We start from the raw sequence: 17,715 nt of genomic DNA, 5'->3' as shown, positions 1-17,715 counted from the left end.
CGAAGTGGAGGAGGTCGACGGCCTTCCGGTACTTCTCCTCCATCGCCCGCTCGTCGTCCGCCGAGGCAGGCGGAGCCGCCCACCGCCGCGACCTCGTCGGGCAACCGCACCTCGCGGAGCACCTCCTCGAACGGATCGCCGACCACGCCGGTTTACCGGTGGCCGCCCCGGGTAGCTGGCAGGAAACAAGCCGTACGGAGCAAGGAAAGAGGCAGACCGTGGCCGAGCACACCGACGCCAAGCAGCGTCAGCTGGACGAGCACCGCGTCGATGACAGCGACCGCGCACTCACGACGCAGCAAGGCGTCCGGGTGGACCACGACGACGACTCCCTCACCACGGGTGGCCGCGGGCCCACGCTGCTCGAAGACTTCCACGCCAGGGAGAAGATCACCCACTTCGACCACGAGCGGATCCCGGAACGCGTCGTGCACGCGCGCGGCGCGGGGGCGTACGGCTACTTCGAGGCCTACGACGGCTGGCTTTCCGACTACACGACGGCCGAGTTCCTCACCAGTGGCGAGCGGATCCCCGTGTTCGTGCGGTTCTCCACCGTCGCCGGTTCGCGCGGCTCCGCGGACACGGTGCGCGACGTGCGCGGGTTCGCGACGAAATTCTATACGCGCCAAGGGAACTACGATCTCGTCGGCAACAACATGCCGGTGTTCTTCATCCACGACGGCATCAAGTTCCCCGACTTCGTGCACGCGGTGAAGCCCGAACCGCCCAACGAGATCCCGCAGGCGCAGAGCGCGCACGACACCTTCTGGGACTTCGTCTCGCTGCAGCCGGAATCGCTGCACATGGTGCTGTGGCTGATGTCCGACCGCGCGCTGCCGCGCAGCTACCGCATGATGCAGGGCTTCGGCGTGCACACGTTCCGGCTGGTCGACGCTGAGGGCAGGGGCACCTTCGTCAAGTTCCACTGGAAGCCGCGGCTGGGCACGCATTCGCTGGTGTGGGACGAATGCCAGAAGGTCGCGGGCAAGGACCCGGACTTCAACCGCCGCGACCTGTGGGACAGCATCGAAGCCGGGCGGTTCCCGGAGTGGGAGCTGGGCGTGCAGCTGGTGGACGAGGCCGACGAGCACTCCTTCGACTTCGATCTGCTGGACGCGACGAAGATCATTCCCGAGGAGGAGGTGCCGGTGCGCCCGGCCGGGCGGATGGTGCTCGACCGCAACCCGGAGAACTTCTTCGCCGAGACCGAGCAGATCGCCTTCCACACCGCGAACGTGGTGCCGGGCATCGACTTCACCAACGACCCGCTGCTGCAGGCGCGCAACTTCTCCTACCTCGACACCCAGCTGATCCGCCTCGGCGGCCCCAACTTCTCGCAGCTGCCGGTGAACCGGCCGGTCGCGGCCGTGCACCACAACCAGCGCGACGGCTACGGCCAGCACTACATCCACAAAGGACAGACGAGCTACTTCAAGAACAGCCTGGGCGGCGGTTGCCCGGCGGTCGCCGACGCGGACACCTTCCGGCACTACACCGAAGCCGTCTCGGGCAAGAAGATCCGCGAGCGCAGCCCCAGTTTCCAGGACTACTACAGCCAGGCCACCCTGTTCTGGAACAGCATGACCGTCGTGGAGCGGGAGCACATCGTGGCCGCGTTCCGGTTCGAGCTGGGCAAGGTCGTCGACAAGGACATCCGCGCGCGGACGGTGCACGAGCTGAACCGCGTCGACCACGACCTCGCCGCGCGGGTGGCCGCCGGGGTCGGCGTGCCCGAGCCCGGCAGCGGCGAGCCGAACCACGGCCGGACCTCCCCCGCGCTGTCGCAGGTGGCCGCGCCGGTGCGGAGCGTGGCCACGCGCAAGGTCGCGGTGCTGCTCGCCGACGGGGTGGACGCGACCGGGGTCCGCAAGTTCACCGACGCGCTCTCCGAAGCAGGGGCGATCGTCGAACTGCTCGCGCCGCACGAGGGCGAAATCGCGGCGGGGACCGGTGATCCGCTGACCGCGGACAGGCAGCTGAACACGATGGCGTCGGTGCTCTATGACGCCGTGGTGGTGCCGTGCGGGCCGGACAGCGTCGACACGCTGAGCGAGGACGGCTACGCGGTGCACTTCGTGGCCGAGGCGTACAAACACGCCAAGGCGGTCGCCGCCAGCGGCTCCGGCGTGCAGTTGCTGGAGCGGGCCGGGGTCGGCTCGCGGCTGGCCAAGGACGAAACGATCGTCGTGGCCGACGGCGTCGTCACGACGACAGCCGCGGCCGACGACCTGCCCGGCGAGTTCGCGACGGCGTTCCTCGCCGAACTCGCCATGCACCGGGCCTGGCAACGCCGCACCGATTCGGTGCCGGCCTGACAAAACCTGAGGAGGCAACGATGTCCGACCCCACGAAGACCATCCACCGGCTGCTCGAACACGCGGGCCCGACGTTCGCCGAGGAAGCCGGGATCAAACTCACCGACAAACCGTCCCCGCTGTACCGGCTGCTGGTGCTCTCGACGTTGCTGTCCACGCGCATCAGCTCCGGCATCGCGGTGGCCGCGGCGAGGGAACTGACCGCCGCCAAGCTGACCACGCCACGGGCGATGCTCGACGCGAGCTGGCAGGACCGTGTGGACGCGCTGGGCCGGGCGCACTACAAGCGCTACGACGAGCAGACAGCCACGGCCCTCGGCGAGAGCGCGGAAATGCTGCTGGCGGACTATTCCGGCGATCTGCGCAAGCTGCGCGAGGAAGCGGGGCATAAGCCCGACGAGATCCGCAAGCGCCTGCGGAAGTTCTCCCGGGTCGGCCCGGTCGGCGCCGACATCTTCTGCCGCGAGGCGCAGGCGGTGTGGCCGGAACTGCGGCCGTACCTGGACAAGAAGGCCCTCGACGGCGCGAGCAGGCTGGGGCTGCCGACGGACAAGGACGAACTCGCCCGCCTGGCCGGGAACGACGCGCTCCTCGCGGCCGGCCTCGTGCGGGTGTCTCTGGATCGGGAGATCGCCAAGCAGGTCCTTGGGTGAGTGGGCCCCGAAGCCGCGGACCGCGGCGTCCCGTCAGGAGCGAGCCACCACTACGGCGGCGGAACTAGACGCAGTCCCTGGGGATGCGGCGATTCCAGTTGCGGGAGAACGTCCGCACGTCGCCCTCGTACGCGTCGAGGCGCGCGTGCACCACGAACTCCTCCGGGGTGCAGGTGACCGTCGTGTGGGTGTCCGTCCTCGCGGACCACTCGCCGCGCCGGAACAGCACCGACCACGACGTCTCACCCCGGGGCGAGCAGAAGTCGTCGGCGACCCAGCCGTAGCTCTCCTCCACCTCGCGGTCGACCTCCAGCCCGAGGTCCTCGAACCGCACCAGCCCGGTGTTCTTCACGATCTCCAGCGCGTTCTCGTAGTCGACCAGCTCGCGCCGCACCGTCCAGCGCTGGTCGGGCCGGGTCAGCCGGGTCACCGCGATCGGCTCGGCGCCTTCGGGTTCGCCGAACGGGCGTGCGTCGACCTCGTCGTCCTCCGCGACGGGGCGGACCGGCATGGTCAACCCGCTCTGTCCAGTGTGGATGGTGAGCGTCGCGGACCCCGTCGCGCATCGGGATCCAGACGTTCTCCTCCACGGTGATCTCGTGCGGGAACGACGTCACCGTCCTCATCCGCTCTCCTCTCCGGATCGTGCCGCCTTCCCGCGCCATACCCGGTACCCTGCCGCGTTACACGTGTCCGAAGTGGACACGGGCGATGTGACCGGCGCCCCTGCTTATCCCGCGTTTTCGGGGGTACCCGGTAGTCATGCGACGCGAAAGCCGGTTCCTCATCATCGGCGGCGGCCCCGCCGCCCTGTCGGCCGCGCGCGCGTACCGCGACGCCGGGGGCGAAGGCGAAGTCCGGCTGGTGTCCGCGGACGTGGACCGGCCCTACGCCCGCCCACCGCTGTCGAAGGAGTTCCTGCGCGGCGAGGCCGGGGACGACGACCTGCCGCTGGTGGAGGATTCCTTCTACCGCGACCGGGAAATCCAGGTTTCCCTGGACGATCCGGTCACCCACTGGGACATCGCAGAGCGCAGGGCGCGAACCGCCTCGGGCGAAACCGTGCAGTACAGCCAGTGTGTGTATGCGACGGGCGCTGAGCCGCAACGCCCGCCCATCGACGGCGCAGACCATCCGGACGTCCGCACGCTGCGCTCCGCGCAGAGCGGCCGCGAACTGCGCGAGGCCGCGCGGAACGCGAGGAGCGCGGTGGTCGTCGGCGCGGGGTTCATCGGGTGCGAGGCGGCGGTTTCGCTCAGCAGGCTCGGCACGAGGGTCACACTGATCTGCCCGGGACCGGCGCCGCAGCACCAGCGGCTCGGCGCCGAAGCGGGCCGGGAAATCCTGGGCTGGCTCGATTCCGAAGGCGTCCACGTGCTCACCGGCACCGAACTCACCGGAATCGACCGAGGTCACCGCGTCAGCACCGATTCGGGGCCATTGCCGGACACCGGCCTGGTCCTGCTCGCCACCGGCGTCAAACCGCGGGCCGAACTCGCCGAACGGGCCGGGCTGGCCACGGACCAAGGCCGCGTCATGACCGACGAACAGTTACGTACCAGCGCGGCGGACGTGTACGCGGCGGGTGACGTCGCCTTGGCGTGCAACGCGATCGCGGGCCGGCGGCTGCCGGTCGAGCACTGGGGCGAAGCCGAGACCATGGGCGAGATCGCGGGCGCCAACGCGGCCGGGGAGCATCGCCGGTGGGCCAACGCGCCCGGCTTCTGGTCGGTGCTCGGCGACCGGGTGCTCAAGTACGCCGCCTGGGGCGACGGGTTCACCGAAGCCCAGCTGATCCGGCACGGCGACGGTGCTTTCACCGTGTGGTACGGGCAAAACGGCACCACAGTCGGTGTGCTCACCCACGAAGCCGACGAGGACTACGAACGAGGCGCCGAACTCGTCGAGCGCGGCGCGCCCCTTTCACCGAGGACCTGACAGCCGATGACCGAACTGCTCGACACTCCGTCGTTGACCACCGAACTCCGCCACCTCGCCGGTGAAGGCGCGCTCGACCTGCCGCTGCCCGCGGGCGGCCGGACGTGGGAACGCTGGCGCGCGCTCGCCGCGCTGGGCGCCCGGGATCTCGCGCTGGCCAGGCTCGCGGAAGGACACACCGACGCGCTCGCCATCCTCGCCGAGGCCGGCCGCGAACCGGTCCCGGACGCGCTTTATGGCGTGTGGGCGGCGAAATCCGGGGGCACGGGCGCGAAGCTCGACAGGGGAAGGCTTTCCGGCACCGTGCGGTTCTGCTCCGGCGCGCACTTCCTCGACCGCGCGCTCGTCGCGGCGGACGACCTGCTCGTCGAGGTGGACCTGACGCGCGAGGGCATCGAGCGGGATGCGTCGAGCTGGCAGGCCATCGGGATGGCGGAGTCCGACAGCGCGGACGTGCTCTTCCACGAGCTGCCCGTCGCGCCGGACGACGTGATCGGCTCACCGGGCTGGTACGTGTCGAGGCCCGGATTCGCCCATGGGAGCTGCGGGGTCGCGGCCGTGTGGCTCGGCGGCGCGGAAGGCGTGCTGGCCGATGTCGCCGCGTATCTGCGGTCCCGAGAGCCCGACGAGCACCAGCTCGCGCATCTCGGCGCCATGCACACGGCGATCCGCGCGACGGACGCGCTGCTCGAACAGACGGCCCACGCGATCGACGCTCACGCCGAAGATCCGCTGAGCGCGGCGGTTTGCCGCGCCGCGGCCGAAAACTGCGCCACCACCGTGCTCGACCGCGCCCCCAAAGTCACCGGGCCGACGCCGCTGTGCCGCGACCGCGGCTTCGCGCAACGCATGTCGGATCTCCTGGTGTACGTCCGGCAGCACCACGCCGAGCGAGATCTGGCCGCGCTGGGCCGCGAGGCGCGTTACGACGGGGCGATGCGATGAAACCGTTGGACCTGCGGGGAATCAGGCGAGCCACGATCGTCGCCGCGCACCCGGACGACGAGACGCTCGGCGCTGCCGGGCTCATCCAGCGGCTGCACGCCGAGGGGGTCGAGATCTCACTCGTCATCGCGACCGATGGCGAAGCCGCTTTTCCCCGCTCGGACAGCGGCGAGCGACGGCGGCTGGCCTCGGTGCGCCGCGCGGAGCTCGCCGATTCCCTTGCCGCGCTGGGCGTTCACGACGTGGAACCGGTGTGGCTCGGGCTCCCTGATTCCGGGCTGCACGAACGCGGCGAACAGCTGAGAAGCGCGCTTACGGAACTCCTGCGGGGCAGTGACCTGTGCCTGGCACCGTGGCCGGGCGACCCGCATCCCGATCACTGCGAGACGGGGCTGGCCATGCTTCGTGCCGCACCCGAAGGCGCACAACGCTGGTCCTATCCGATCTGGATGTGGCACTGGCTCGAACCGGACGAAATCCCGTGGCAGCGCGCGTTTTCGCTCACGCTGACCGAGCAGGAGCGCACGGCAAAAGCGGGCGCGATCAAGGCTTTCACCTCGCAGACCAGCGCGGGCCCGCACGGTGAAGAGCCGATCCTGCCGCCCGAGGTGCTCACTCATTTCGACCGCCCGGACGAGATCTTCTTCCGTGAACCGCGGCGTGAGTCCGCTTCCCCGCAACGGTTCGCCGAGCTGTACCGGGCATCGCCGGATCCGTGGGAGACCGGGAAACGGTGGTACGAAAGGCGAAAGCGGGCGGTCGCACTGGCCGCGCTGCCAAGGGAACACTACGGCACAATTCTGGAACCGGCCTGTGGAAACGGAAACCTGACCCGGGAGCTGGCCGTCCGCTGCGACAGGCTCGTGGCGTTCGATCCGGTTGCCGAGGCGGTGGAAGCGGCGAGGGCAGCGGTCGCCGGACTGTCGCATGTGGAGGTTTCGAGGGCCGCCCTGCCGGAGGGACTCTCCACGGACGCGGACCTGGTGGTGCACAGCGAAATCCTGTACTACCTCAGCGACGCCGATCTCGGCGAGACGATCCGGCGGTCGGTGTCCGTGTTGCGTCCTGGAGGCCATTTGCTGGCGGTGCACTGGAAACCGTGGGCCCCGGAGGCACCCCGCGACGGCTGGGACGCGCACCAGCGGCTGATCGACCACCCGGATCTCGAACCGCTCGTCGCGCACGACGACGAGGAGTTCGTGCTGCACGTGCTGAAGCGCCGATGATCGCCGCCGTGGGGGTGGTCGTTCCGGCCCGTGACGAAGGAACGACGATCGGCGCGTGCCTCGGCGCCGTCGGGAAAGCGCTGCGACAGCTGCCGCCGTCGATCGAGCGCACGGTCTGCGTGGTCGCCGACCGGTGCGAGGACGACACGGCCGAGACCGCGGCGGAAGTGCTCGGCGCCTCCGATGTGGTGTGCCGGAACGACTGGGCCCGGAACGTCGGCGAGGTGCGGGCTTTCGGTGTGCGGCAATGCCTTTCCCGGCTGTCGCGGGTGGACCCTGTCGAGACGTTGCTGCTCAGCACCGATGCCGACAGCCGTGTGGACCTCGGGTGGGCGCGAGCGCACGTGGCCAGGGCGAACGAAGGAGCGCACGCGATCGCCGGGACGGCCGAGCTCCTCGACGCGGCCGAACTCGGCCCGCTGGCCCGGTTCCGCTACCAGGGTGTGCTGGAGGATGCCGTCGTCCCGGAAGGGCACGGGAACGTCTACGGCGCGAACCTCAGCGTCCGCGCCGACGCGTACACCGCTGTCGGCGGCTTCGCGGCACTGTCCACAGGGGAGGATCACGACCTGTGGAACCGGTTGGGGCGGGCGGGTTTCCGCCGTTGTTATGACGAGGACGCCCGGGTGCTCACGAGCGCCCGGCTCCGCGGACGCACGCCGGAAGGACTCGCGACGCTGTTGCGCCGGCTGTCCGCGGCCTGAGGAAGGGAAGGTCACGGACGCACGAAGCGGTGGAGGAACAGTACTTCTGGCCACTCGTGCGCTCGAAGTTCCCGGCTGCGAGGAGCTGACGGCGAAGGCCCTCGACCAGGAGCGCGCGGGCGAAGTCCCTGCTCTCCGCGTTGGAGGAGACGCCACCGGACCAGGCCGCCCAGCACACCGTCGGCCGCGTCGCCGCACTGGCCGACCGGATCCGCGATTCGTTGGGGCACCGGGGGGAAGTAGCGCTCACGGGCCATCGAACTCGCCGGGATCTTCGTGCAGGCGAAGGCCCCACACTGCCCCGGCTCCTACTGTGTCCCGACCGCAATCCCGAAAGCCACCAGCAGCGCGCACATCACGAGGTTCACCAGCGGGTGCGCGGTCAGGATGGCGACGAACTCGCGCAGCGTCGCGCTCGGCCAGTAGTAGCGGGCGGTGGGCGCGCCGAGAACCTGCCCGTTGAGGCGGACCCGGCGCGCGGTCAGGGCCGCACGGAAGACGTGGAAGTTGTTGGTGACGACCACGCACCGCGCCGCCGGGTCCCGCTCGGTCATCAACGCCTTGCTGAAGGCCAGATTGTCGTGCGTGGTCCGGGATCGGTCCTCGCGCAGGATCCTGTCCCCCGGGATGCCCCGCTCGATGAGGTAGTCGGCCATCGCGTGGGACTCGGGCACCGGTTCGTCCGGGCCCTGCCCACCGGAGGTGATCAGGACCGGGCTGCCGCCGGCATCCTCCTCCGCACGCCACACCGCGGCCCCGCGATCGAGCCGGGCGGCGAGCAGCGGCGGGACCGTCCCCCGGATCAACCCCGACCCCAGCACCACGATGAAACCGGCACCGGGGCGCGCACCGAGGCGTCCGTAGACCACCGCGTACACGAGGTAGCTGCAGAACAGGAACGCGACATAGCCGGTCACGAGCATCAACACCAGCGCCGCCGTCGTGACCAGTCGGTGCTGCGTGTAGTAGGCGAGCACCGGCAGGACGAAGACGACCAGACAAGCCACACCGGCGAGCAGCGACAACAGGTTCGCCAGGCGCCGCCCCTCGCGCCGCACCATCGTCAGGCCGTTGACCAGCAGGAACCCGGCCAGCACCAGCACCGCCAGCCCCGGGAGCACGACCACGGCGAACACGAACCGATCGAACGCCTCCGGCCCCAGCCGGGAGGCCTCCCCCAGCAGCCCCAACGCCAGGCAGACGATCGCGAGCCCGAGCAGGACGGCGTTGCGGAACCGGCGCCGGTCCCGCAGGACGGCGACCCCGAAAGCCACGGCGAACACCCCCGCGGCCAGGTAGAAGATCCACACCCCGGTGATCCTGCCGGACCATCCCGCCGACCGCGCCCGATCCGCCCGCACGTCACGCCATCGAGCAGCAGCGCCGTCAGCCAGAGGCCCCCACGATGATGATCGCGAGCCCGCCGAGCAACAGCAGCCCCGCCACGACGAAAACGGTGGCGCGGATGACCAGACGGCGGGTTCCGGCACTGTAGTCGGCGACGACGGCCCAGAGCCCGAGCACCGCGTGGGCGAGCACCGCGACCAGCATGACCGAGTCCCAGATCACCCACAGCAGCGACGCCCAGCGTTCGTCGATGAAGTTCGCGTCGGTGCCGGAGACGTCGGTGATCACGTGGGTCGAGGCGAAATGGCCGAGCACCAACACGGCCAGCAGCACGCCGGTCATCCGGAGGCTGATATAGGCGGCGCGGCGACGGCGGACGGCCGATCCGCGCGAAGCGGGCGCGGGCCGGGCGGGTGTGGTCGTCATAGGAACACCGGCTTCAGGATGTAGTAGGCGCCGACGATGCCAAAGACCAGCGTCGAAGCCAGCACGACGTACAGGACGCGGGTCGACGCCACGATGCCGAGGTCCTTGACGTCGACCGAGACGAGGCGCAACCCGTTGAACGTGTGGAAAAGGAGGGCGAACAACAGGCCGACCTCGATCACGCGCATTACCGCGGTGCCGTACAGGCTGTGCACGTTGTCGTACACGGCAGGAGAGAACGCGAAGAGGCTCACGTCCACTACGTGCAGGCACAGGAAGCCGAAGACGCCGGCGCCACTGATGCGGTGCACGTAGAAAGCCCACCGCTGCAACTCCACCCGTTCACGGCCCGGCCGGGCGAGACGCATGATCATGGCCCCGGTGGGAAAGGCTCCCCCGTCGTAGAACCGCGCGCTGCGCAACACCACGACAGTGAACGCGATGACCACGAGTGCGACGATCGTGAACCCGAGGAAGAACAGGAACTGCGGCAGAGTCACGGTTTTCCTCCGTCCGAACCGGACTTCTCCAGGCGCGGCGGCGAAGCGTGGGTGAACTCGACCGGCGCCACCGACGAGTGGATCTCGTCGCCCGGCCCCGCTTCGAGGACCAGGTAGTCCAGCTCCTGCCGGGAATCCGGGTAGTCCGAGCGCGCGTGCGCCCCCCGGGTTTCGGTTCGCCAGGCCGCCGCGTAGGCCATCGTCCGCGCCACGGTGATCTGGTTCGTCAGGTCCATCGCTTCCTGCCAGCCGAAATTGACGGCGGCAGGCCCGGGTGCCGCGACGGTCCGCACTTCCTCGGCGAGGCCGTCGAGTTCCTTCGCCGCCTGCACCAGCCCCTCGCCGTCACGCACGACGCCGACCTTGTTCCACATCAACTCCTTCAACCTGCGCGTGAGCTCGAACGGGGAAGGACCCTCCTCCCGGCCCAACGGCGCGTAGGCACGACGGAAGGACGCGTCGATCTCGCCTTGGTCGGGCTCATGAAGAGAACGCGCGGGCGCCATCCCGGCCGCGGTGTCACCGGCACGCGCGCCGTAGACCGTCGACTCGGCGACGCCGTTGCCGCCCAGGCGGTTCGCACCGTGGACACCGCCGGCGTCCTCCCCCGCGACGAGCAGACCCTGCAGCGACGTCAGGCAATCCTTGTCGATGATCACGCCGCCCATGTGGAAATGCGCTGTCGGCGACACGGTGACCGGACCACTGGCGAGGTCCTGCCCGATCTGGCGCGTCCGCGCGACCATCCCGGGAAAACGCCGTTCGACCTCTTCCCGTCCCAGATGCGAGATGTCGATCAGGACGCCGCCCTCGGGCGTTCCCCGGCCGGCCGCGATCTCCAGGTAACCGGAGCGAGCGACCACGTCGCGGGTGGAGCGTTCGAGACGTTCGGGGTCGTAGCTTTCCATGTAGCGCTCGCCGAGGGCGTTGCGCAGGATCGCGCCGGCGCCGCGCAGGCCCTCTTCGAGGACGGCACCGGTCATCCGGGCTTCGCCCGCCAGCAGGCCGGTCGGGTGGAACTGCAGCATCTCCATGTCGCGCATGGCCAAACCGGCACGCCAGCACATCGCGATGCCGTCGCCGGTCTTCTCCCGCGCCGGGGCGGCGACGCGGTACATCGTGGCCGAACCACCGGTCGCGACGACGACCACCCTGGCCCGCAGGACGAGGGGGCGGCCGGTCCGCATGTGCACGCCGGTGATCCCGGCGAGCTGTCCGTCGGCGTCGTGGATCAGATCCAGCGCCCGCACGTCCTCGAGTTCGACCGGGCCGAGCCGGAACATCTGGTCGCGCAACCGGCCCATGATCTCGATGCCGGTGAGGTCGCCGCGGTGAACCGTACGGTCGAACGTCTGGCCCGCGAACGCTTTCTGGTGGATCCGGCCGTCCGCGCGGCGGTCGAAGAAGCAGCCGACGCGGGTCTCCAGCTCGTGGATCACGCGGGGCGCGTCGTTGACGAGTGTCCAGGCCAGTTCCTGGTTGTTGAGGTACTTGCCACCGGCGAGGGTGTCGCTGAAATGCGCGTCGATGGAGTCGTTCGGGTCCAGCACGGCGTTGTAGCCGCCTTGCACCATGCGGGTACAGCCGGAGCGGCCGACCGCGCCCTTGCTGACGATCGTGACGTGGAGCGAGGGATCGGCTTCCAGCGCGTGCAGAACGCACATCAGGCCCGCTCCCCCGCTGCCGATCACCGCGACGTCGGTGGTGAGCAGTTCGGGATCGGCCCACGGTGTGGTGGTCATGAGAACCTCTTCTTCCGGATGCGGCGGATCGCTTTCGCGGGATCGAGGCCCTTCGGGCAGGCGGCCGAACACCCGTAGATGTAGTGGCAGCGGTCGACGCCGGACTCGTCTCCGCCGACAACGGACAAACGCAGCCGCGAAGCGGCGTCCCGGCTGTCGTCGATCAGGACCATCGCCCGGTTCAACGCCGCCGGCCCGAGGAAATCACGATGCGCGCCGGCGATCCCGCAGCTGGAAAAGCAAGCGCCGCAACCGATGCAGTCCAGCGAAGGGTCGATGTGCCGTCGCTCCTCGGAATCCGGCGGGATGACCGCGGGCTCGGCGTCCATGCCCACCTCGGCGTCGTCGTGCGGGACGAGGTACGGCGTGACCGACTTCCAGGCTTCCCAGAACGGCGTCATGTCCACGACGAGGTCCCGGACCACCGGCAGCCCGGCCAGCGGATCGACCCTGATCTCGGCGATTTCGTCGGTGATCTCGGTCTGGCAGGCCAGCGCGGACCGGCCGTCGACCCGGATCGTGCAGGTGCCGCACATGCCCACGCGGCAGGAAAAACGAAAGCCCAGCGCGGAATCGTGCAGGCGCTGCACCGCGAGCAAGGCGTCGAGCACCGTCATCGGTTTGATGCGCGGAACGGTGAACTCCGAGGGGGCCGAGGAATCCGAGCGCGTGACCCGGACCGTGATGTGCGGGCTCGCTGCCCTGACCGGACTCATCCGACGCTCACTTCCCGAGCTGCTTGTCGACGCTGACCATCAGCCGGTCATGCGCGACCGAAAGCCTGGCGCGCGTCGAAGAGACCCACTCGGTGTCGCTCGCGGCGGTTTCCCGCGACCGCCGCAAAGCGGCCGACATCGGCTCCGGCGCCGGACCTCCGAGCACGGTGTGGGCGGCCACGAAACCCTGCGGGTTCAGGCCCTGACGAACCTGCTCCTCGGTCAGCCCCGACTTGCCGCCCAGGGTTTCCTCCGCCGCCCTGTCCACAAGCGACAGTGTGACGTCCTCGGGCTCGACCCCTTGCCGGGTCGCGAGAAGGACGAGGTGGCCGACGACCCGGTGCGCGGCGCGGTAGTCGTGTTCGGTGTTGCGGTGGATCATCGCGGCGAGCTCGGTGGCCGTGGAGAAGCCGGAACCGGCGCGAGCCGCGCACCGCTCGCGGTCGACGGTCAGCGTTTCCAGCGTGCCGCGCAGCAGCCGCAGTGACACCGACATCTCGTCGCAGGCACGGAAAACAGGCGGAACCATCTCCTCCTCGACGTCCTTGATATCGCCGAAGGTGGTGTTGTGCAAGGTGCCGAACGCGGCGGTCATCTCCCCGACCGCCCGGGCGCCACGGGCCCTGACGTATTCGAACGGGTACGCGTTCTTCTTCTGCGGCATCATGCTGCTGGAGCCGGAGAACGAGTCGCCGATCTCGACCAGCCGGAACTCGTCGGTCGCCCACAGGTACACGTCCTGGCACAACCGGCTCAGCGTGATCGCGAGGTTCGCGACCGAGGAACTGGACTCGAGCGCGTAGTCACCGGCGCCGACGCAGTCGATCGTGTTCTCGCGGACCTCGTCGAAGCCCAGCATCTCGGCGACGGTTTCCCGGTCGACCGGATAGGAAGTGCCGGCGAGCGCGCCACAGCCGAGCGTGCAGGCGTTGGTCGTGGCGTACGCGGCGCGGATGCGGCGGGCGTCGCGGGAGAGCGCGTTGACGATGCCGAGCAGGTAATGCCCCATCGTGCTGGGCTGCGCCGGCTGCAGATGTGTCCACTGTGGCATGACCGTGTCCCGCTCACGTTCGGCGAGGCCGAGCAGCACGTCGGTCAGTTCGCCGATGCCCTCGGCGATGTCGAGCAGCCGCGGGCGCAAAGCCATCCGGGTCAACGGTTCCGGCCTCGTCCGGCCCAGGTTGATCTCCCCGGCGGCCGCGGCGCCCGCGTACTCGGCGAGGCGGTGCTCCAAATGGGAGTAGAAGTATTCGTAGTGCGGGTTGAACTCGGCGAACGCCTCCGGACCCTCGTCGACCATGCGGCGCAACCCGGTGAGCAGCGAGCGGACGTGCTCGGCAGGCACGATGCCCGTCTCCCCGAGCATGATCGCCCACGCCTGGTTCACCTCGAGCAGCCCGCCGAAGTACTCCTTCAGCATGAACCGGAAACTGGGCTCCAGGATGGTGGACGTGTACACCTCGCCCGGCGCTTCGGTCAGGCGTTCCCGGGAAATGGTCTGATCACTGCTCACTGTGAGTCCAATCGACGGGGGACGGCTCGTCCCAAACGACATTGTTCGGCCCGGTGGACAGACCTCTTGCCACCACTGACCTTGCTCGGTTCGCGCTCCCGGCGTCAACCCGCCGGTGGGCCATCGCACACGCCGGTCTCAACCGGACACGAGGGTCGAAACCCCGGCGACCACGACCAGGCCACAGGTCAGAATCCGGAACGCCTGCCGCGGCACCTTGGGCGACAACGAGTTCCCGACCCAGTTCGCGAGCAGCGCGCCGGGAAGCCAGAGCAGGATGAGCGTCCAGTTCAGGTCACGGAGGCCGCTGCCCGCCACGAGAATCCCGAGGCCGATCAGGTTCGAAACCACGAAATAGATCGCCATGTCGGCGATCATCGACCGCCGCTCCACGTTGTCGGCCGTGAGGACGAGCGCGAGCGGGATGCCGTTCAACGAGGTCGTGGTCGCGAGCGTGCCCCCGACGAACCCGGAGGCCGCGTAAAGCGGCTGGGACAGTGTTTTTTCCCGCGAGCGCCACAACAACAGCGCCGGGGCCGCGACGATGGCCGTGATACCGGTGGCCCAGCGCAGGGCCTGCTCGTTCACGTGCGTCGCCACGTACATGCCGAACAGCAGGCCCGGCACGCTCGCGGCGATCAGCGGAATGACCTTCCGCCACCGGATGTGGGCGCCCAGCCGGAAGACGACCACGATCCGCGTGCACAGCGCGAGCGCCAGGTTGATCACGATCACCTGCGCCGGCGGGATGCCCAGCACCAGCAGCATCGGGCTCGCCAGCAGGTTGAACCCGAACCCGGTCAACCCGCCGAGGAACGCCGAGAACCCGATGATGCCCACTCCGGCCAGCAGCACAGCGGTCGGCATACCTTCTCCCTTTCCTTGTGCACGCGGGAATCTTCGAGGCACGCCACCCCGGCGGTGCGCTACTTGGCCGCGATCGCCGGCGACGCCGGAGACTCGGCAGTGCCGGCGATCCCGCCGAGGTCATCGAGCGAAGGCTGGTCGTTCTCGCGAAGTACGCGCCGGGCACGGGCGACGTCGAGGTCCTTGTCCCACCTCGCGACGACGACACTGGCGACCGTGTTGCCGACGATGTTGGTCAGCGTGCGGGCCTCGTTGAGGAAACGGTCGATGCCAAGGATCAGGGCGAGCCCCGCGACGGGGATGACGGCGTGCGCCTCCAGCGTCGCGGCGAGGGTGAACAACACCGCGCCGGCGACCCCCGCGCCGCCTTTGGAGGTCAGGACCAGGAGCACCAGCAGGCTGATCTGCGCTGCCAGCGGCAGGTGGGTGTTGGTCGCCTGCGCGATGAACAGGCTCGCGAGGGTCAGATAGATGGCGGTGCCGTCGAGGTTGAAGGAGTACCCGGACGGCACGGTCAACCCGACGGTCGACCGGCTGATCCCCAGGTGCTCCAGTTTCCGCATCAGCTGGGGCAGCACGCTTTCACTGGACGCGGTGCCGAAACCGATGAGCAGCTCCTGCCGGATGTAGCGCAGCAACCGGAAGATCGACAGCCCGCTCAGCCGCGTGGCCGAGCCGAGGACGAGCAGCACGAAAAGGATGGCCGTCGCGTACATGCAGGCGATCAGGGACCCCAGCTGGGCAATGGAACCGAGCCCGTAGGTCGCGATCGTGTAGGACATGGCGCCGAACGCCCCGATGGGCGCGAACCGCATGACCATGTTGAGGATACGGAAGAAGATCTGGCCCACGTTGTCCAAAAAGGACTTGACCGGCTCGACCTTCTTCCCGAGCAGCGTCATCGCGATACCGAAGAAGACGGCGAGGAACAGCACCTGGAGGATGTTCCCGTCCGCGAAAGCGCCCACGGCCGACGTCGGCACCAGATGACTGAGAAACCCGCTGAACGTGCTGACGTCCTCGCCGCCGCTGGTGTAATGCGAGATCTGCCCGGTGTTCAAACTCGCCGTGTCGGCGTTGATTCCCGAGCCGGGTTTGACGATGTTGCCGACGACCAGCCCGAAGACCAGCGCCAGCGTCGTCCCGATCTCGAACCAGATCAGCGCCTTCAACCCGACCCTGCCGACCTTCCGCAGGCTCTGCGCCCCGCAGATACCCAGCACCACCGTGATGAAGATGATCGGGGCGACCAGCATCTTGATCATGCTGATGAAGACGTCGCCGAGCGGCTTCAGCGATTCGCCGAAATGCGGCCAGAACCGTCCGACGAGTATTCCGACGGCGATGCCGACGATCACCTGGAAGTAAATCGCGGTGCAGAGTTTCCGGAGGCGCTTGCGAAGGGGCTTCCGGCCGGATTCGGGATGTTTGCTGCGAGTCGTGTCGACATGCATCGGGAGGCTCATCTCTAGAGTGGTTCGCCGTTGAACAAACTTCAGCCCCTGAGCGGGAAGCCGCGACAGCGGCCTCTGCGGGCCACGTCTTCACCCAGTCCGGACGTCGGACGTTCCTGGATACGAGTCCACAATGGAAGACGCGGAGCCGGAGGTTTCCGAAATTCTGGTGGTCGGTTCGCCGGGACCGTGCCCCCCGGCGACTGCGGGTGCGCACCACTTATACCTCGCCGTGCCGGGTCATCGCAACCATGTGATGAAAGTGGCCTGACCAATTTTTATATTCTTGGCCGGTTATATCCGCAGTTCAGAGCGTTTCGCGTCGCGTCACTCTGGATTTGATCTTCAAGACTTGGTAAGACCACTGACCAGGCAGACTCAGTCACCCGGCACGCCACCCTGTTCGCGGATTCGCGTGAAGGCCGCCTTGCGCGCCCCTCTGATATGAGACGCGACCGCGCGGCGGCTCGCCGTGGGATCGCCGGCCATGACGGCGTCGAGAATGCGCCGGTGGTCCGCCTGCGAGCGCGCGAGCCGTCCCGGAATCCGCAGGGTCGTTTCCATTCCTCGCGCGAGAATGTCCTGCAGCACCGTGACGCTCTGACTCATGAACCGGTTACCCGCGGCCTGCACGATACTGAGATGGAAGGCCGCATCCAGTCTTTGCATGCGGCGCCAGTCGATTTCACTCCGCGCGAGCTCTTCGGATGAGGCTTCGTCGACCGCCTCGAAAGCCTCCCGCACACGGGCGAGCCTCAGTTCGTCCTGTTTGACGGCGGCCCAGCCGGCGGCGGGCAGTTCGAGCACCTCGCGCATGTCGAACAACTCGACCAGGCTCATCTCCTCCGCGAACATCGCCTCGCGAAGCGTTCGAGCGGTGGCCGGATCGAGGACGAAGGCACCGGTGCCGTGCCGGATGTCCACGTATCCCCTGGCCTGCAAGGAACGCAGCGCTTCCCGCAGCGACGGACGACTGGTGCCCAGCAGCGACGCGAGCTCGCGCTCGGGTGGCAGCTGCGCGCCGGGGCGCAACTGCTCCGACGTGATCATCTGCAGGATCCGGTCGGCGACGATGTCCGCCACTCTTCCTTGCTGCAACGGAACCCACACGCTGCCCTCCGCGGTCATGACCGTGCTCCCCGCCTTTCCTCTCGCCCGGCGCCATTGTAGAGGTCTGGCCAATTCGCATTTGGGAACGCGACGTGCTTGTCGGCAGGCCGTCGATGAGTTAGCCTCCCCAGAGGTAAGACCTCTATCCAAAGGAGAAGTGATGGTGGACTCCGGCCCTCCGGGCTATCTGATCCATGACGACGCCGATGTGGTGGCGGTCGCGGTGCGTGATCTTCAGCCGGGTCCGGTCGTGGGCGGG

At 68.7% G+C, this 17,715-nt stretch carries 16 protein-coding genes; 6 read left to right on the top strand and 10 right to left on the bottom strand.

The genetic code is table 11. The annotated features are described in order from the left end of the window. Window positions 1–218: 218 nt before the first annotated feature. Both FPZ12_RS36300 and FPZ12_RS36295 read left to right on the top strand, forming a co-directional pair. Window positions 219–2,315 carry a catalase gene (locus FPZ12_RS36300; protein ID WP_144752290.1) on the top strand — a complete coding sequence of 699 codons (2,097 nt, stop codon included), beginning with the start codon at window positions 219–221 and terminating at the stop codon, window positions 2,313–2,315. A gap of 20 nt (window positions 2,316–2,335) precedes the next feature. Beyond that, window positions 2,336–2,968 carry an endonuclease gene (locus FPZ12_RS36295; protein ID WP_144752287.1) on the top strand — a complete coding sequence of 211 codons (633 nt, stop codon included), beginning with the start codon at window positions 2,336–2,338 and terminating at the stop codon, window positions 2,966–2,968. Window positions 2,969–3,032: 64 nt separating this feature from the next. On the opposite strand, the gene FPZ12_RS36290 is transcribed toward FPZ12_RS36295, so the two are convergent. Beyond that, window positions 3,033–3,479 carry a hypothetical protein gene (locus tag FPZ12_RS36290; RefSeq protein WP_144752284.1) on the bottom strand — a complete coding sequence of 149 codons (447 nt, stop codon included), beginning with the start codon at window positions 3,477–3,479 and terminating at the stop codon, window positions 3,033–3,035. A 251-nt stretch (window positions 3,480–3,730) separates the two neighbouring features. Between FPZ12_RS36290 and FPZ12_RS36285 the strand changes: the two genes are divergently transcribed. From FPZ12_RS36285 to FPZ12_RS36270, 4 genes are read left to right on the top strand one after another with little or no spacing between them, the layout of a single operon-like run. Then, a complete protein-coding gene (locus FPZ12_RS36285) occupies window positions 3,731–4,906 on the top strand; it encodes an NAD(P)/FAD-dependent oxidoreductase (RefSeq protein ID WP_144752281.1) in 1,176 nt (391 codons plus the stop codon). 6 nt (window positions 4,907–4,912) lie between these two features. Then, a complete protein-coding gene (locus FPZ12_RS36280; protein ID WP_144752276.1) occupies window positions 4,913–5,851 on the top strand; it encodes an acyl-CoA dehydrogenase family protein in 939 nt (312 codons plus the stop codon). Then, window positions 5,848–7,077 (top strand): bifunctional PIG-L family deacetylase/class I SAM-dependent methyltransferase, encoded by a 1,230-nt coding sequence (locus FPZ12_RS36275; protein ID WP_144752273.1) that lies wholly within the window; start codon window positions 5,848–5,850, stop codon window positions 7,075–7,077. Before FPZ12_RS36280 ends, FPZ12_RS36275 begins: the two co-directional genes overlap by 4 nt. Further along, entirely contained in the window at window positions 7,074–7,781 is a 708-nt protein-coding gene (locus FPZ12_RS36270; RefSeq protein ID WP_144752270.1) for a glycosyltransferase family 2 protein, read from the top strand. Before FPZ12_RS36275 ends, FPZ12_RS36270 begins: the two co-directional genes overlap by 4 nt. Before the next feature lie 308 nt (window positions 7,782–8,089). Here FPZ12_RS36270 and FPZ12_RS36265 read toward each other — a convergent pair whose 3' ends face one another. From FPZ12_RS36265 to FPZ12_RS36225, 9 genes are all read right to left on the bottom strand, one after another. After that, a complete protein-coding gene (locus tag FPZ12_RS36265) occupies window positions 8,090–9,142 on the bottom strand; it encodes a YdcF family protein (RefSeq protein ID WP_243770217.1) in 1,053 nt (350 codons plus the stop codon). Between the two features lie 25 nt (window positions 9,143–9,167). Then, window positions 9,168–9,554 carry a succinate dehydrogenase/fumarate reductase transmembrane subunit gene (locus FPZ12_RS36260; RefSeq protein WP_144752267.1) on the bottom strand — a complete coding sequence of 129 codons (387 nt, stop codon included), beginning with the start codon at window positions 9,552–9,554 and terminating at the stop codon, window positions 9,168–9,170. Further along, window positions 9,551–10,054: a succinate dehydrogenase, cytochrome b556 subunit gene (sdhC, locus tag FPZ12_RS36255; protein ID WP_144752264.1), complete on the bottom strand. Its 504-nt coding sequence runs from the start codon at window positions 10,052–10,054 to the stop codon at window positions 9,551–9,553. Before sdhC ends, FPZ12_RS36260 begins: the two co-directional genes overlap by 4 nt. After that, on the bottom strand, window positions 10,051–11,796 hold the full coding sequence (locus tag FPZ12_RS36250) for an FAD-binding protein (protein WP_144752261.1): 1,746 nt from the start codon (window positions 11,794–11,796) through the stop codon (window positions 10,051–10,053). Before FPZ12_RS36250 ends, sdhC begins: the two co-directional genes overlap by 4 nt. After that, window positions 11,793–12,512: a succinate dehydrogenase/fumarate reductase iron-sulfur subunit gene (locus tag FPZ12_RS36245; RefSeq protein ID WP_144752258.1), complete on the bottom strand. Its 720-nt coding sequence runs from the start codon at window positions 12,510–12,512 to the stop codon at window positions 11,793–11,795. The genes FPZ12_RS36250 and FPZ12_RS36245 overlap by 4 nt, the downstream gene beginning before the upstream one ends. A gap of 7 nt (window positions 12,513–12,519) precedes the next feature. After that, window positions 12,520–14,025, bottom strand: coding sequence for an argininosuccinate lyase (gene argH / locus FPZ12_RS36240; protein WP_166463022.1), 1,506 nt, complete (start codon window positions 14,023–14,025; stop codon window positions 12,520–12,522). Window positions 14,026–14,163: 138 nt separating this feature from the next. Further along, a complete protein-coding gene (locus FPZ12_RS36235; RefSeq protein ID WP_144752252.1) occupies window positions 14,164–14,892 on the bottom strand; it encodes a sulfite exporter TauE/SafE family protein in 729 nt (242 codons plus the stop codon). A 59-nt stretch (window positions 14,893–14,951) separates the two neighbouring features. After that, entirely contained in the window at window positions 14,952–16,346 is a 1,395-nt protein-coding gene (gene dctA / locus FPZ12_RS36230; protein ID WP_144752249.1) for a C4-dicarboxylate transporter DctA, read from the bottom strand. Window positions 16,347–16,724: 378 nt separating this feature from the next. Further along, on the bottom strand, window positions 16,725–17,429 hold the full coding sequence (locus tag FPZ12_RS36225) for a FadR/GntR family transcriptional regulator (protein WP_243770216.1): 705 nt from the start codon (window positions 17,427–17,429) through the stop codon (window positions 16,725–16,727). Between the last annotated feature and the right edge of the window lie 286 nt (window positions 17,430–17,715).

Source organism: Amycolatopsis acidicola (assembly GCF_007713735.2).
Taxonomy (GTDB): domain Bacteria; phylum Actinomycetota; class Actinomycetes; order Mycobacteriales; family Pseudonocardiaceae; genus Amycolatopsis_E; species Amycolatopsis_E acidicola.
Note: the sequence above shows the minus strand (reverse complement) of the source record. Positions and strands in the feature narration are given on the sequence as shown.